Annotated in this window: 13 protein-coding genes and 1 tRNA gene; 9 read left to right on the forward strand and 5 right to left on the reverse strand. The window is 64.8% G+C overall.

Annotated elements, in window-relative coordinates; translation table 11 throughout:
- The first annotated feature begins 39 nt into the window (after positions 1 to 39).
- The gene (locus tag V7082_RS00865; protein ID WP_442909734.1) at positions 40 to 1,095 is read left to right on the forward strand and encodes a cytochrome-c peroxidase; all 1,056 of its coding nucleotides are present in this window, start codon (positions 40 to 42) and stop codon (positions 1,093 to 1,095) included.
- 171 nt (positions 1,096 to 1,266) lie between these two features.
- Here the strand turns inward: V7082_RS00865 and V7082_RS00870 are convergent, their stop codons facing one another.
- On the reverse strand, positions 1,267 to 1,764 hold the full coding sequence (locus V7082_RS00870; RefSeq protein ID WP_334145513.1) for an outer membrane protein assembly factor BamE: 498 nt from the start codon (positions 1,762 to 1,764) through the stop codon (positions 1,267 to 1,269).
- 190 nt (positions 1,765 to 1,954) lie between these two features.
- Here V7082_RS00870 and V7082_RS00875 point away from each other — a divergent pair, with 190 nt between their 5' ends.
- From V7082_RS00875 to V7082_RS00905, 7 genes are all read left to right on the forward strand, one after another.
- Positions 1,955 to 2,440 carry a ubiquinol-cytochrome C chaperone family protein gene (locus tag V7082_RS00875; protein WP_334145514.1) on the forward strand — a complete coding sequence of 162 codons (486 nt, stop codon included), beginning with the start codon at positions 1,955 to 1,957 and terminating at the stop codon, positions 2,438 to 2,440.
- Entirely contained in the window at positions 2,437 to 2,967 is a 531-nt protein-coding gene (locus V7082_RS00880; protein WP_334145515.1) for a YceD family protein, read from the forward strand. The genes V7082_RS00875 and V7082_RS00880 overlap by 4 nt, the downstream gene beginning before the upstream one ends.
- Before the next feature lie 187 nt (positions 2,968 to 3,154).
- Positions 3,155 to 4,228, forward strand: coding sequence for a phosphate acyltransferase PlsX (gene plsX / locus V7082_RS00885; protein ID WP_334145517.1), 1,074 nt, complete (start codon positions 3,155 to 3,157; stop codon positions 4,226 to 4,228).
- 30 nt (positions 4,229 to 4,258) lie between these two features.
- Entirely contained in the window at positions 4,259 to 5,236 is a 978-nt protein-coding gene (locus V7082_RS00890; RefSeq protein WP_334145519.1) for a beta-ketoacyl-ACP synthase III, read from the forward strand.
- A gap of 194 nt (positions 5,237 to 5,430) precedes the next feature.
- Positions 5,431 to 5,751 (forward strand): integration host factor subunit alpha, encoded by a 321-nt coding sequence (locus V7082_RS00895; protein WP_291173025.1) that lies wholly within the window; start codon positions 5,431 to 5,433, stop codon positions 5,749 to 5,751.
- A 342-nt stretch (positions 5,752 to 6,093) separates the two neighbouring features.
- The gene (locus V7082_RS00900) at positions 6,094 to 6,633 is read left to right on the forward strand and encodes a MerR family transcriptional regulator (RefSeq protein WP_334145522.1); all 540 of its coding nucleotides are present in this window, start codon (positions 6,094 to 6,096) and stop codon (positions 6,631 to 6,633) included.
- A 219-nt stretch (positions 6,634 to 6,852) separates the two neighbouring features.
- A tRNA-Pro gene (locus V7082_RS00905) sits at positions 6,853 to 6,930 on the forward strand.
- Between the two features lie 161 nt (positions 6,931 to 7,091).
- Here the strand turns inward: V7082_RS00905 and V7082_RS00910 are convergent.
- Both V7082_RS00910 and V7082_RS00915 read right to left on the reverse strand, forming a co-directional pair.
- The gene (locus tag V7082_RS00910) at positions 7,092 to 9,668 is read right to left on the reverse strand and encodes a S8 family peptidase (protein WP_334145524.1); all 2,577 of its coding nucleotides are present in this window, start codon (positions 9,666 to 9,668) and stop codon (positions 7,092 to 7,094) included.
- Positions 9,658 to 10,893, reverse strand: a complete 1,236-nt coding sequence (locus tag V7082_RS00915; protein WP_334145526.1) for an ATP-binding protein — start codon at positions 10,891 to 10,893, stop codon at positions 9,658 to 9,660. Before V7082_RS00915 ends, V7082_RS00910 begins: the two co-directional genes overlap by 11 nt.
- Before the next feature lie 269 nt (positions 10,894 to 11,162).
- On the opposite strand from V7082_RS00915, the gene V7082_RS00920 reads away from it, so the two are divergent.
- On the forward strand, positions 11,163 to 11,342 hold the full coding sequence (locus V7082_RS00920) for a hypothetical protein (RefSeq protein ID WP_334145528.1): 180 nt from the start codon (positions 11,163 to 11,165) through the stop codon (positions 11,340 to 11,342).
- Positions 11,343 to 11,351: 9 nt separating this feature from the next.
- On the opposite strand, the gene V7082_RS00925 is transcribed toward V7082_RS00920, so the two are convergent.
- Positions 11,352 to 12,869: a relaxase/mobilization nuclease domain-containing protein gene (locus V7082_RS00925; protein WP_334145529.1), complete on the reverse strand. Its 1,518-nt coding sequence runs from the start codon at positions 12,867 to 12,869 to the stop codon at positions 11,352 to 11,354.
- Positions 12,751 to 13,125, reverse strand: a complete 375-nt coding sequence (locus V7082_RS00930) for a plasmid mobilization protein (protein ID WP_334145568.1) — start codon at positions 13,123 to 13,125, stop codon at positions 12,751 to 12,753. Before V7082_RS00930 ends, V7082_RS00925 begins: the two co-directional genes overlap by 119 nt.
- Between the last annotated feature and the right edge of the window lie 116 nt (positions 13,126 to 13,241).

Consider the following 13,241-nt stretch of genomic DNA (forward strand, 5'->3'; position numbering starts at 1 on the left):
CTAAAGGAGCTTCGGCGCACAACGGAAGAGGTGGGACCCATGCAGAGACTGGGAATAGCTGCCGCGGCCTTGGCGGGCGCGGTCTTGTCGGCGATGTCGCCTGTGCTGGCCGATGATCTGAGGGAGCGGGCGAACGCCGTGTTCAAGCCGTTGCCCTCGACGGTTCCGGCTGTGAAGGACAACCGGATCACGCCGGAAAAAATCGAGCTCGGTAAGGCGCTGTTCTTCGATCCGCGCCTGTCCGCGAGCGGCGTCTTTAGCTGCAACTCGTGCCACAATCTCGCGACCGGCGGCGACGACAACCTCGAGACGTCCATCGGCCACGGCTGGCAGAAGGGGCCGCGCAACGCGCCCACCGCCTTGAACTCGGTCTTCAACGAGGCCCAGTTCTGGGACGGCCGCGCCGAGGATCTCAAAGCCCAGGCCAAAGGGCCGATCCAGGCCGGCGTCGAGATGGCCAACACGCCTCAGCAGGTCGTGACGACGCTCGAAAGCATGCCGCAGTACGTCACGTGGTTCAAAGCCGCGTTCCCGGACGAGAAGGAGCCGGTGACCTTCGACAACATGGCCAAGGCCATCGAGGCGTTCGAGGCGACGCTGCTCACGCCCTCGCCCTTCGACAAGTTCCTGAACGGCGACGACCTGGCGCTGACCGACGTGCAGAAGACCGGCCTCGGCCTGTTCATGGACAAGGGCTGTGCCGGCTGCCACAGCGGCATCAACGTCGGCGGCATGGGCTACTATCCGTTCGGCGTGCAGGAGAAGCCCGGCGCGGAGATCCTGCCCGAAGGCGACAAGGGCCGCTTCACCGTCACCGCCACGGCCGACGATCAGTATGTCTTCCGCGCCGCGCCGCTGCGCAACGTCGCCGTGACCGCGCCCTACTTCCACTCCGGCAAGGTGTGGGATCTGCGGCAGGCCGTGGCCATCATGAGCACCTCGCAGCTCGGCACCGAGCTGACGGCGACGGAGATCGACGCCATCGTCGAGTTCCTGCATGGGCTGACGGGCGACGTGCCGCGCATCGAGTATCCGGTGCTGCCGGCGGAGACCGCCACGACGCCGCGGCCCACGTCCGAGATCCTGAAGAAATAAGGGACTGTAGGATCGGAAACGGAAAGCCCCGAGGCGCGCCGCGCCCCGGGGCTTTTCTATTGCGCTCGCCGCGAAAGACGCGCGCGCGTCGCGATGAACGGTTGCCGTCTCGGTAAGACCGGGCGAGAGGGGAAGCGGCATCTCGATCTCGAGATCCCGCGCCTCAAGCCCTTATTCGCCGAAGATTTGTTTGGTGCCGAGGTTGCGGAAGAGCTGCTTGAGGAGGCCGTCCTCGCTGCCGCCGGGTGCAGGCGTCGTGCGCGACACGAAATCGAACACCTTGCCGTCCTTCATGCCGTAGTTGGCGACGCGCTCGACGACCCCCGCCGGCGAAAAATAGATGGCGAGCACCTGCCGGTCCACCTCGCTCCCCGACATGAAGGCGACGCGCTTCTCCGTGCTCGAGATGTAGTAGTAGACCGAGCCGTTGCCGTAGGTGGTGGTCGTGGTCGGTGTGCCGAGGATGAGCCTCACCTGCTCCTGGCTCATGCCAGGCTGCACCTGGGCGATGTCGGATTCGCGGAACAGGTGGCCATGCTTGGTGATTTGCTCGCTGCAGGCCGAGAGCAGCACGGCGGCCGCGAGCAGCACCGGCATCAGCGCCGCGAGCGCCAGGTCGCTGGCCCTCCCGCGCTTCGCGCTCCGGCCCGGCGCGTCATGACGGCGCATTGTCGAATGACCCCCTGGGAGACTCATGAAACCCCTGTGCTCAAGTTCCGCCCTTAGCTAAAAGGAGGCCGCAAGGCAACGCCGGGGCCGTCTTAGTCCCCTGTAGGAAAAGGTTGAACCCCCCGTGCTCTCCTGGATGAGACGCAGAGCTCAAGATCGGCGCACAGCAATTGACTTTTATGGCGCGATCGTGGCCCAGGCCCGCCGGCCGGTGTTTTTCGAGCGCCATGGTGTCCTCGATACGCCGGAAGGGCGCACGAGCATGATTATCCTGCTGATGTTCCCGCTGCTGGAGCGGCTTCAGGGCGGAGAGGCCGGTGAGCGCCGCCTGGCGCGCCTGCTCGCAGAGACGTTCGTCACCGACATCGACGACAGTCTGCGGGAGATGGGCGTCGGCGACCTCTCGGTGCCGAAGAAGGTGAAGCGCGCCGCCCAGGCGCTCGGCGAGCGGTGCCTCGCCTACCGCGGTGCGGCTGCGGCGTCCGAGCCGGTTCACGCGCTCGCGCACGAGATCGGCGCAACCGTTCCCGGCCTCGACCGGCATCCGGAGGGCGCCGAGGCCCTGGCCCGCATGACGCTGGCGTCCCTCGCCGCGCTCCGCGCCGTCCCGGCCGAAAGCCTGCACGTCGCGCTGGCCGAGCCCCCTGAAGGCTTGCTTCCCGGAGGTGCCGCATGACCGCTCTGCGCGACTGGACCCATCTCGTCACCGATATTCCCGAGCGCGGTTTGAAAGCGACGCGCGCGGCAACCGGGGAGGAGCGGACCGAGCTGGCCCGCGCGCTCGACATCCCGTCCGTGGAAAGCGTCGAGGTGGCTTACGAGATCAAGCCGCTCGGCGGCGGCCGGTTGAGGTTCGCCGGAACGCTCGATGCGGATGTGACGCAGGCCTGCGTCGTGACCTTGGACCCCGTTCCCGCGCGCCTCTCCGAGGCGTTCGCAATCGAGCTGGCTCCTGCCGAGGAGGTGGCAAGCGAGGCGCCGGTCTCCGGCGACCGGGAGGTGTCGAGCGTTCCCGACATCGAGCCGATCGAGGACGGCCGCATCGACGTGGGCACGATGCTGTTCGGCGTCCTGTCGGCGGCGCTCCCGCCCTATCCGCGCAAGGCCGATGCGGAGTTCGATTGGGTCGACCCGAAGATCAAGGCCGATCCGGATGGCACAAATCCGTTTGCCGCGCTGGAGAGGCTCAAGCCGCGGCCGTAGCCGCAATCGTCATCGGCGCAGCTTGGCAGGCGTTGGCGGATGGCGTTTTCCCCGTCACCGTCTCCGCGCGCCGGTCCGCCCGCGGAAAATGTGTTGTCTCGCAGGTGCAAACAGGTATTTTCCCGCTGTCCTTGCGTCCGGGGGGCGACCGGGGGCCCTTAGAATATTTTGACAGGTTGATCGCGAGATGGCTCAGCCGCGGACACTGGCGCTCGACGCCATGGGGGGCGATCACGGTCCCGAGGTGGTGGTCCCCGGGGCTGCGATTTCCCTTGAGCGCCATCCTGCGCTGAGCTTCGTTTTCGTCGGCGACGAGGCGCGTATCGCCGCCCAGCTCGCGGCCCATCCCGCGCTCGCCGCCCGCGCCCGCATCGTGCACACGACCCAGGTCGTGGCCATGCACGAGAAGCCGAGCCAGGCGCTCCGCAGGGGCAAGGGATCGAGCATGTGGCTTGCCCTCGAAGCGGTGCGCAACGGCGAGGCGCACGCCGCGGTCTCGGCCGGCAACACCGGCGCGCTCATGGCGATGGCGAAGCTGATCCTGCGCCCCATGACGGGAATCGAGCGCCCGGCCATCGCCGCTCTTTGGCCGACCGTCACCGCCGAGTGCATCGTGCTGGATGTCGGCGCCAACATCGGCGCCACCGCTCGCCAGCTCACCGACTTTGCGCTGATGGGCGCCGCGATGGGGCGTGCGCTGTTCCACGTCGAGCGCCCCTCGGTGGGCTTGCTCAACGTCGGCGTCGAGGACATCAAGGGCGCCGAGGAGGTGAAGGCGGCGCACGCGCTCCTGAAGGGAGCGGCGGACCTGCCGCTCGACTACCGCGGCTTCATCGAGGGCGACGAGATCGGCCAGGGCCGGGTCGACGTGGTGGTGGTCGAGGGATTTGCCGGCAATATCGCGCTCAAGACCGCGGAGGGCACGGCCAGGCAGATCGGCCAATACCTGAGGGATGCCATGATGCGGACCTGGCTGTCGCGGCTGGGCGCGCTGCTCGCTCGCGGCGGCTTCCGGGTTCTCAAGGAGAAGATGGACCCGCGCCGCGTCAACGGGGGCACGTTCCTGGGCCTCAACGGCATTGCCGTCAAGAGCCACGGCGGCACCGATGCCCTGGGCTTTGCGAGCGCCGTCGATCTCGGCTACGAAATGGCGGAGAGCGGGCTCTTGTCCCGCCTGGCCGCCGATCTCGAGACGTTCCACGGGCGGCTCGGCGAGGTCCCGGCCCCGAATGAGAAGAACGAGCACGAGCGCCGGGCCTGAACCCCGGGGAACAGAACAGTAGAGGATACCTTGGCAGTCATTCGATCGGTCATCCGCGGCGTGGGCGCCCATCTCCCGAGGCGCATCATGACCAATGCCGATCTGGCGCGGATTGTCGATACCTCCGATGAATGGATCGTCGAGAGAAGCGGTATCCGCCAACGCCACATCGCCTCCGACGACGAGCTGACGTCGACCCTCGGCATCGCCGCGGCCCATCAGGCGCTGGTGCGCGCCGGCATCGATCCCATGGACATCGATCTGGTCATTTGCGCGACCGCGACGCCGGATCGGACCTTCCCGTCCACCGCGGTGAGGATCCAGTCGGGCCTCGGCATCATGAAAGGCGCCGCGTTCGACATTCACGCGGTCTGCTCCGGCTTCGTCTACGCGCTGTCGGTCGCCGACAATTTCATCAAGACCGGCCAGTCCAAGCGCGCCCTCGTCATCGGCGCGGAGACGTTCTCGCGCATCCTCGACTGGACCGATCGCGCGACGTGCGTCCTGTTCGGCGACGGCGCCGGCGCGGTCGTGCTCGAGGCCCAGCCCCAGCACGGCACACGCGAGGACCGCGGCATCCTCTCGACGCTGATCCGCTCCGACGGCCGCTTCGAGGATCTGCTGTACGTGGACGGCGGGCCGGGCTCGACGAAGACCGTGGGGCACCTGCGCATGAACGGGCGCGAGGTCTTCCGCCATGCGGTGCAGAAGATCTCGGGCGTGATCGAGGAGACGCTGGTGGCCAATGGCTTCGCGGCCGACGAGATCGACCTGTTCATCCCCCATCAGGCCAACGTCCGCATTCTCGATGGCATCGCCAAAAAGCTCGGCATCGATCCGCAAAAGATCGTCAAAACGCTCGAAAAGCACGGAAATACCTCGGCCGCGTCGATCCCGCTGGCCCTTAACCAAGCCTTCGAGGAGCACCGCGTGCGCGAGGGAGGCCTGATCCTCATGGAGGCCATGGGAGGCGGGTTCACCTGGGGCGCCGCGCTCGCGCGCTGGTGATCTCGCAGACGCGAGCTTACGATGGTGCGATGCACAAAATCAGATTGCTGAAGGTCAGAAATCACGCCGCCGAAGCGACTGCTAATTATACGTGCGATTTCAGTTGCTTGTTGCGATCGGTCATTGACCGCCCGCTCGCCGCTCGATAGCATCGGGAACAATACCGAGCTACGGGGACGCGGAGGCGGAGCGCTATGAGCGGGAAAACACTGACACGTGCCGATCTAGCCGAAGCCGTGGTGCGGAAGGTCGGCTTGCCGCGCAACGAGTCTCAAGAGCTCGTCGAACTTGTCCTCAACGAGATCTCGGACAGTCTTGCGCGCGGAGAGCAGGTGAAGCTCTCCTCGTTCGGCTCCTTCGGCATCCGTCAGAAGGGCGAGCGCATCGGGCGCAATCCCAAGACCGGCAAAGAGGTGCCGATCACGCCGCGTCGCGTGCTGGTCTTCCGTCCGAGCAACATCATGAAAGACCGGATCAACTCCGGCCGCTCCCGGCGCACCAAGGCCGCCGAGTAGAGCATCCGTCGCTCAGGCGACGCATTGATTTTCCCATACGATATCGCAGCATCACGAATGCGTGCATGGCGTCAGCCGCGAACGATGTGCATTCGCATGCGCATGCAAAAAAAGCTGTGGCCATTTGATCCGATTGATCGAGACGGCGCCCGGCGATGACGGTATGCTTGTTGAAGCAAGCTGTAGCGTCGGCGTTCGCGCATCTTTCTCGCAATTTCAGGATGCGACCGGAGAGGGGGGCACTCTCACCTGCAATGTATCTTTGCGGGTTGCGCCGAGCATCAGCGAAGCACGTGGCCGTCGGAAACCGGATCACCATGGCCAAGGCATCGAGGGGTAACGATGAGCAAGGCAGCGGAGGCTTTTCGAACCATCAGCGAGGTCGCTGATGAGCTCGATGTGCAGAAGCATGTTCTGAGATTCTGGGAAGCGCGCTTTCCGCAGGTTCGGCCCATGAAACGGGGCGGCGGCCGTCGCTACTACCGGCCGGAGGATATGGAGCTCCTGCGCGGTATCCGCCATCTGCTCCATGCGGAAGGCTACACCATCAAGGGCGTGCAGAAGATTCTGCGCGAGCAGGGCATCGATCATGTGAAGCAGCACGGCCGCACGACGCGCGAAACGCGCGCGCCGGCCGCCCGGGGCCACGCGCCGGATGCACGCGCCTTGCCGGCGAACGTTCCCTCGATCGGAGCGGGACGCCGCCCGCTCCCCGTCGCGGCACGCCGCAATACGCGGGGCCGCGCCGGCGCCGTCGAGCAGCTCGCCGCCGTCGAGGCTGCGATCAAGGAGCTGGAGCAGTGCCGCGCGATCCTGCTCGAGACTCTGGCCAAGCCCGAGCCCGTCCGCGTCCCGCGCCGCGCACGCGCCGTTGGAGCCTGACGACCGCGGCGCATGTCGCCGGCCATCCCTTCTCGAGCGCGCAACGGAGAGCCATCCAGGGACCGCGGCGCCCGCCCGTTCCCGTGATCGCTGGGCAGGCGGATGACCGCCTCCCGCAGGGGGCCAGCTGGCTTCGCGATAGCCCGCGCGCTTCCGGCCTCAAGCAAGGAACGAGGCGTTGACCGGAGCCCCAATGCCGGACATAAGGGGGGCCGAAGTCGGAGCGTAGCGCAGCCTGGTTAGCGCACCAGTCTGGGGGACTGGGGGTCGGAGGTTCAAATCCTCTCGCTCCGACCAATTTTTTCAAAGACTTAGGCCGAACCCCTCATCCTGACAAAATGTGCTGGGACGCATATGGGACGCAAATCCGGTGCGTTTCCATGGCTGAACTTGGTGCGCTATGAGCGGCCCGTTCTCCGTCGGGGGCACAGCCGCAAACTTGAAACTACACCCCGACCTCAGGCCGCCGCCTGACGGACCCGCGCTGCAACCTGAATGTCCGCAAGGGTGACACCGCGATTGACGAGATGATGTCTCATCTCATCGTGGACCGGCGCGGAGCCGTCGATGTCGCGGATGGTGAGCACGGCGGCAAAATGGACGCCATCCTCTGGAAAGCTTTGCTCCTTGCGGGCCAGCGGCTCGATAATCAGCTTCCAGTCGGAGCTGGCTCCGCGCCCCTTCGGCATTCTTGCGTGCAGTCTTTTGACCGGCGACCACTTCACGCCATTGCGGAGCATCTCCTTCTCGCGCTGCTTGGTGCCCTTCGGAACAGACGTCCCGTCCGCCTCCAATTGTCCCGACCAGCTGATCTCGCCGGTTTCAGGGTCGATTTCCTGCTGGCGGAGGTAGGCATCCAGTTCAACGCGCAGAGCCTCATCATTGAAGTTGCGGTCGACAGGGGATGTGTAGACCAGAGTAAGGTCGGCAGCGCCGCGGCAAGCGCCGTCCGGCGTGACGAGGCTTTGCGGCCAGGAGAAATCAAAGGAGAGAATGCGGCCAACCGGGAGCACCTGATCGAAGACAATCGTGATAGCGCTTGGATCATCGACCAGCATCGTATCAGCGCGGGCGGGAATGCCGTAGCCGACGAAATCCGGGGCGATATGACCAAGCTTCTTGCCGCTCAGTGCAGGCGCGCGCTGCGCCCGGTGAATCATCAGGGCCTGGAGCAGTTCGCGGCTGGCATGCCGCAAGAGGCGCTGATCCAGCGTAGCGAGGCTAGCCGCGACCAAAGGCGCGGCGAAGCTCGTTCCCATGTTATCGCAGAGAAGACCATCCATGTGCAGCGAGGTGAGGCCCGTGCGGTTCTGCGTCGAGGCATCTGGCGTCACGCCGCCAATATGCGCGAGGTCAGGCTTGCGCGCGTAGCCGGTTCCCGGACCGCGGCGAGTATAGCTTGTCGGGAGCAAAGCAGGATGATCGTCGAAGCCGGGCGGGTTGACTGCGCCAACGGTGAGAGCGTGGAAGGCTTCAGCCGGGGGCGTAATCGCCTGCAACTGAGATTGAGCGGCGAGCATGCTCACTGCCGCGTCGGGATCGGCCGGCCAGGATGGGCGCGTGTCAGCGCCCAAAAGATTTCCGGCGGAGATTACGAAGATGATGTCATGGCGCCGGGCGATGGCATCGAAGCCCTCGGCATACACAGAATAGCTGCCCGGCTGCGCGTTGCCGCAGGCGAAGGAAAAATTGAAAACCCGGATGCCGTGCTCGGCCTTGGCACGCTGGATGTTCAAGTCGAGCTGGTCGAGGAAATCCGCGTGATCGACATAATACGAACCGCGAAGGTCGCGCCGCGGGAAGATGTCGAGATCGTAGACCTTGACCCCGAACGGCTCGACATAGTCAGCAAGATGCGGATTGAAGTGGTAAGCGCCCGCTGCAAGACCGGCGATGAACGTGCCGTGACGCGCGTCGCGCTCGTCCGGTGCGATGGCGCCGAGGCGGCCCGCGATCCAGGGCTCCAGTGATGGGATGGATGCTACGCCCCCGTCGATAATACCCACGATCGGATGATCGAAATCGGCAGCGGGCAGCGGAAGCGTGCCGTGTGCATCGCGCGGAATGGGCGGCGCTGTCGCTTCGTCGATAACGAGCGGAAGTTCGATAGACCGCACCAGCGACTGCTCGGCGAAGGCGGCGAGGATGTCGCGATGCCGGCCGATATCGAGATCGATATCGGCGTCGCCAGCCGCAATCGTGCTCTCAGGCGGCGGGAGCGAAAGAACATTCTGCGCAACGGCAGCCAGTTCCCTGGGAAGGATAATGAGCCTGCGGCTGGTGTTTTTAAGTGGCCTGACGGAGAGCGCCAGCGTGGGATGCGGGAGGCGCTCGCGCAGCGTCTCCGGCAAGGCAGGGCGGACGAGCAACCCGCCCGGAACCGCTGCAAGCGCGGCCAGCAGGTTGGCGATGGCCCGCTGCGCGGCGCCCTGACTGATGACAGCCGGATCAAGGCGAAACAGATCGATGATGTATGAGCCGATGACGTTTGGCTGCCGGAACAGGCGCAGAGCCTCTTCCGGTTCAAACTGGAGCCGGTCTTCCCGCGTGTGGAGCCGGAGATCTTCGACGGCACCAAGTTCGCTGCGAAATTCGGAAGCCTTTGGCTCTTCCTTGCCGGATTTCTTGTTGTACCGCAGCGGCGGCGTGCCTTCGGCCTGTGATTCTACGGCATCCGACAGCTCCTTGAGCGCGCGCGGGGTCGCCTGGACTAGGAGCTCGCCATTGGCCTCGCCGCCGACAAGCGAGAATTTGCGCGCGCGGCTGAACACGCGATCAAGCGGGCGGTGACTTTTCGCGAGAGCAGCCTCGCGAAGCTGCACGTGAACGAAACCGATAGGGTCGCCCTGCGCCTCAATCGTCTGTGCGAACCCGTCCAGCTCTTCGCGCATCAGCTGCTTGTGGCGGACGAAGCCGGCGTCATCGCCCGCGAAGAAGTCTTTGTTGCTGCCGCCGGGCGGGCGTTCTGGCGCGACCAAAAAGCGGTCGCGATCCAGGATCACCTGAACGGGCCTGAGTGGGTTGTTACTGTCCATTGACCCGCTCCTGCTTTTTCCGACCGGGCGCCTTCTTCGCCTGCCGCGAGACCGTACTCTGCGAGACGCCGAGGAACTCGGCACGCTCAATCTGATTGAGGGCTGCGTCCTCAAGGGCCTTCAAAAGATCGGCGCGCGTGCCGGCCACGGCCTGGCGCCGCTCCGGAGAGAACAATTTCGTGTTGAGGACGACAAACCGCCTCAGGGCGGCGATCAGCGTATCCGGTGGGAGGCTGACCTCCGCGTGAGTCGAATGGAGGGCCACGTAGCGCTTGGTTGAACGCGTCAGGGACGCGATATCGGCGCCGCTCAAGCCCTCTGTCAGCCAGACTAGAAATCGCTCCGTTTCAGCATTGGGCTGCAGCGGTTTCATATTGCGGGCGATGATCGCGGCACGCGCCTCGGCCTCGGGCTTGAGCAATTCAATGCGGGCATCGAAACGCCGCCAGATCGCACTGTCGAGCAGGTGCTCGTGGTTTGTGGCTGCAATTGTAAAGCCCCGCCCGTCCCGGTCGTCGAGGCACTGCAGCAGCGTATTCACGACGCGCTTGATCTCGCCGAGTTCGTGAGCGTCATCACGCGCCTTGGCCACGGCGTCAAACTCGTCAAGAAACAGCAGGCAGCGGTAGCGATTTGCGAACTCGAAAAGCGCGCCGATATTGCGCGCGGTCGTGCCGAGGAAGGAGGAGACCAGACCGTCCAGACGCACTTCAACGCAAGGCAGATCGAGTTGGCGCGCGATATGCCGGGCAAGCTGCGTTTTGCCGACGCCCGGCGGCCCGTAAAGAAGGCAGCGCGTATTCGGTGCGGCACCGAACTTTCTGAGCTGATCGAGACGGCCCCATTCGAGGAGAAGATCGGACACCGCCTCGGCGAGCGCTGGAGCCAGAACAGGCGCCTCACCGACAGAGGCATCCGGGAATAGAACGCGGACGAGTGGCGCTGATGTTTCCTTGTCGCGGGGCAGGGGCGTGTTGGCCGTCAGAATCTCGCCCGGCAAGAAGCCGCGCAGGGCCGTGGCCGCGGCTCGGGTTTCCTCGAAGGCGAGTGGGATGAGATCCTGCTTGCGTTCGGTCGCGCTGAGCAGGCGGGTCAGCTTTGAGGCCTGCTCCTTGTCAGTCGCGCTTATGGCGTCCCGAAGCCGCTGAATCTGGTGCACGGCACGCGGGTTGCGCGACTCAAGGGCCGCGCGGGAGAGAGCGAGAATGATATCGAAGTGGTCCATAGAACCCTGAGCAGTAGCATGATCCATCGGACCATAATGCCAGTATCCGAATAAATATGCAATATAAAACTAAAATTATCCGTTTAATAGCGAAAATATGCACATCGCAGGGTTTGGTGCCGAAGCCATGACAGGCGCTGAAGTGCTTGGTCAACCCTCCAATTTCGAGTGCCTCCGCCCACCGGAAGCCTTCCCTCGGGGCATGGTGGCGGCGGGAGCCCGAAAGGCTCCGATGGTCGGGGCCTCCTTTGAAAATGGAGGAAACACCAATGCTCATCATCTCCCGCAACAAAGCGGCATCCTGCACCGACAGCGAGCTGCACTCCTTTCTGAGAGTGCTGTTCAACGATCTGGCGAACGACGCCCTTGATGAAAACAGCGTGCGCTGCTGCCACGCCTCAATCGAGGCTGTGCGCGCAGAACAGGCGCAACCGCGGCGGGGCATCTAGCCCCGCCGTCTAGTCGCGATCCTGCTCCCGCCCTCGACGACGCTCATTTCTCTGCTCGGGGGCTTTCTCGCGCCGGGCTTTTGCCATGGCCCTGAGCTTATCGAAATAACTCTCGCCGCTTGCCGCCTGTTTGAAGGTCTCTCGATGCTCGTGCGAAGCCTGCAGTTGCGCGTAGGCCTGGGCGCGTTCTTGCCGAAGGGCGGACCATTGCGCCCGCAGCTTGGCGCGGTCGGCGCTGTGCGCCAGAACGATCGAGGAGCGTTCGGCGATGAACGACTTTGCTGCAGAATGCAGACGCAGGCGATGCTCGGCTTGAATCGGTAGGACTTCGCGCCGAATGGCTTGGTGCTGCCTGTTCTGTATCGCCGTCCGGCGCCGCGCGTGCTCCTCCAGCAAGATCTGCTTCCGTGCCTCGGCCGAGAACATGCTGTTCCAGATGAGGCTGGCGCCGTGGATGCGATCACCTTCCAGCACGCTCCGCCACTGGCCGATCGTTCGAAGAACCGACCGGGCACGGCCCAGCAGCGAACGCTCATCCTGTGTCAGACGCGCCAGGTCTTCCTGCTCGCGGCGGCGGTTGTCGCGCCAGAGCGGCCTGAATTCCTGCACGATAGCCTCGCGCGCCCGGACGCGTGCTTTGGCAAAAGACTGCGCGATCGCGCGGCGCTGCCCGCGATAACCATCTTCCAGCGTCTGCCACTCGCGGCGGTGACGACTGATTGTCGATCTCATCGACCGGCCGACGACCGCCATCCGGGCGCGGACCCGCTCGCGCACCTGCTGCGTTTTGTCCGGATTATCGTTGGCCGCTTCGCGCGCAAGGCGCTCGGCTTTCATGATCTGCCACGGAATTCCTTTCGCGGCGCGCGTGAACTCGCCGCGCTCGCGGGCCTCGTTATTGAGGACGCGATCCTCGCAATAGATTTTCCCGCGCTCCTCTTCGTAACGCTGCGCCCACTTGGAGAGCTTGAGCTTCTCCTTTGAGCTGGACAGCATGCGTCCATCCCGCGGCGAGATGCGGTTGATAAGCAGGTGGATATGCGGATGCGCCGAATCGTTGTGGGCAATGATGAGGGCCTGCCGGTCGGACGCACCGATGGCTTTGAGCGCGCCTTCTGCGGCGACCAGCATCTGCTCGCGGTCGAGGCGCTCTGCTTCTTCGGGATGCCAGGACAAGACGAGATGCAGCACACTTTGCGTACTCCTGCGGCCTGTGGCCTTGATGCCCGCGTTCTCCTTGAGGCGCTCAGCGTCCATTGCCGTGGCAGCCATGATGCGCCAGGCCGTTTGCGGATTTGAGGAGGCCATGTTGCGGACCTCCGTCCAGGCAACGCGCGTGCGCGTGTCCGCTCCGATATCCTGAAGCAGATAGCCGGCTGCGCCTTTAAACGAACTGCCGCGGATAAGCTTAGGAACCATAGCGCGACGCCACTTCATCGAGCAGGGTTGATAGGCGGCCGGCAATGGCTTCCCAGAATGGCGGAAGGCCGCGGCCACGATGCACGGCGCGGGCGAGCTGGTTGACATTATTGCCGATGGCATTGAGCTCGCTGATAAGAGCGGCGTCGGCGCGGGCGCGTGCGGGCTTGACCGCGAGCCCGATGGCCGCGCGGCGGATAAACTCCGCTTCGGTCAGCCCGGCGGATGCAGCATGCACGCGAATGTAGTCCGCCTCCGCAAGGGTGAGGCGGATATTCATCTGCGAGCAGCGGCGTTCGTTCGGCTGCTTGACGGGTCGGCCTGTTTTTCGAGCGGGGCCACGCATTTCTCTCCTTCCTTTCACTGCCCACAACACAAATTCTCGCAAAAGCAGAACGGGTCCAGGGCACGCCCTGGCCGCGCTGGAGCGGCGGTCCGCTCCTCGCAGAGTGCAGAGACGGCGAGCACTGTCTCTGCCCT

The sequence above is a fragment of the Hyphomicrobium sp. genome, assembly GCF_036833075.1.
GTDB lineage: Bacteria > Pseudomonadota > Alphaproteobacteria > Rhizobiales > Hyphomicrobiaceae > Hyphomicrobium_C.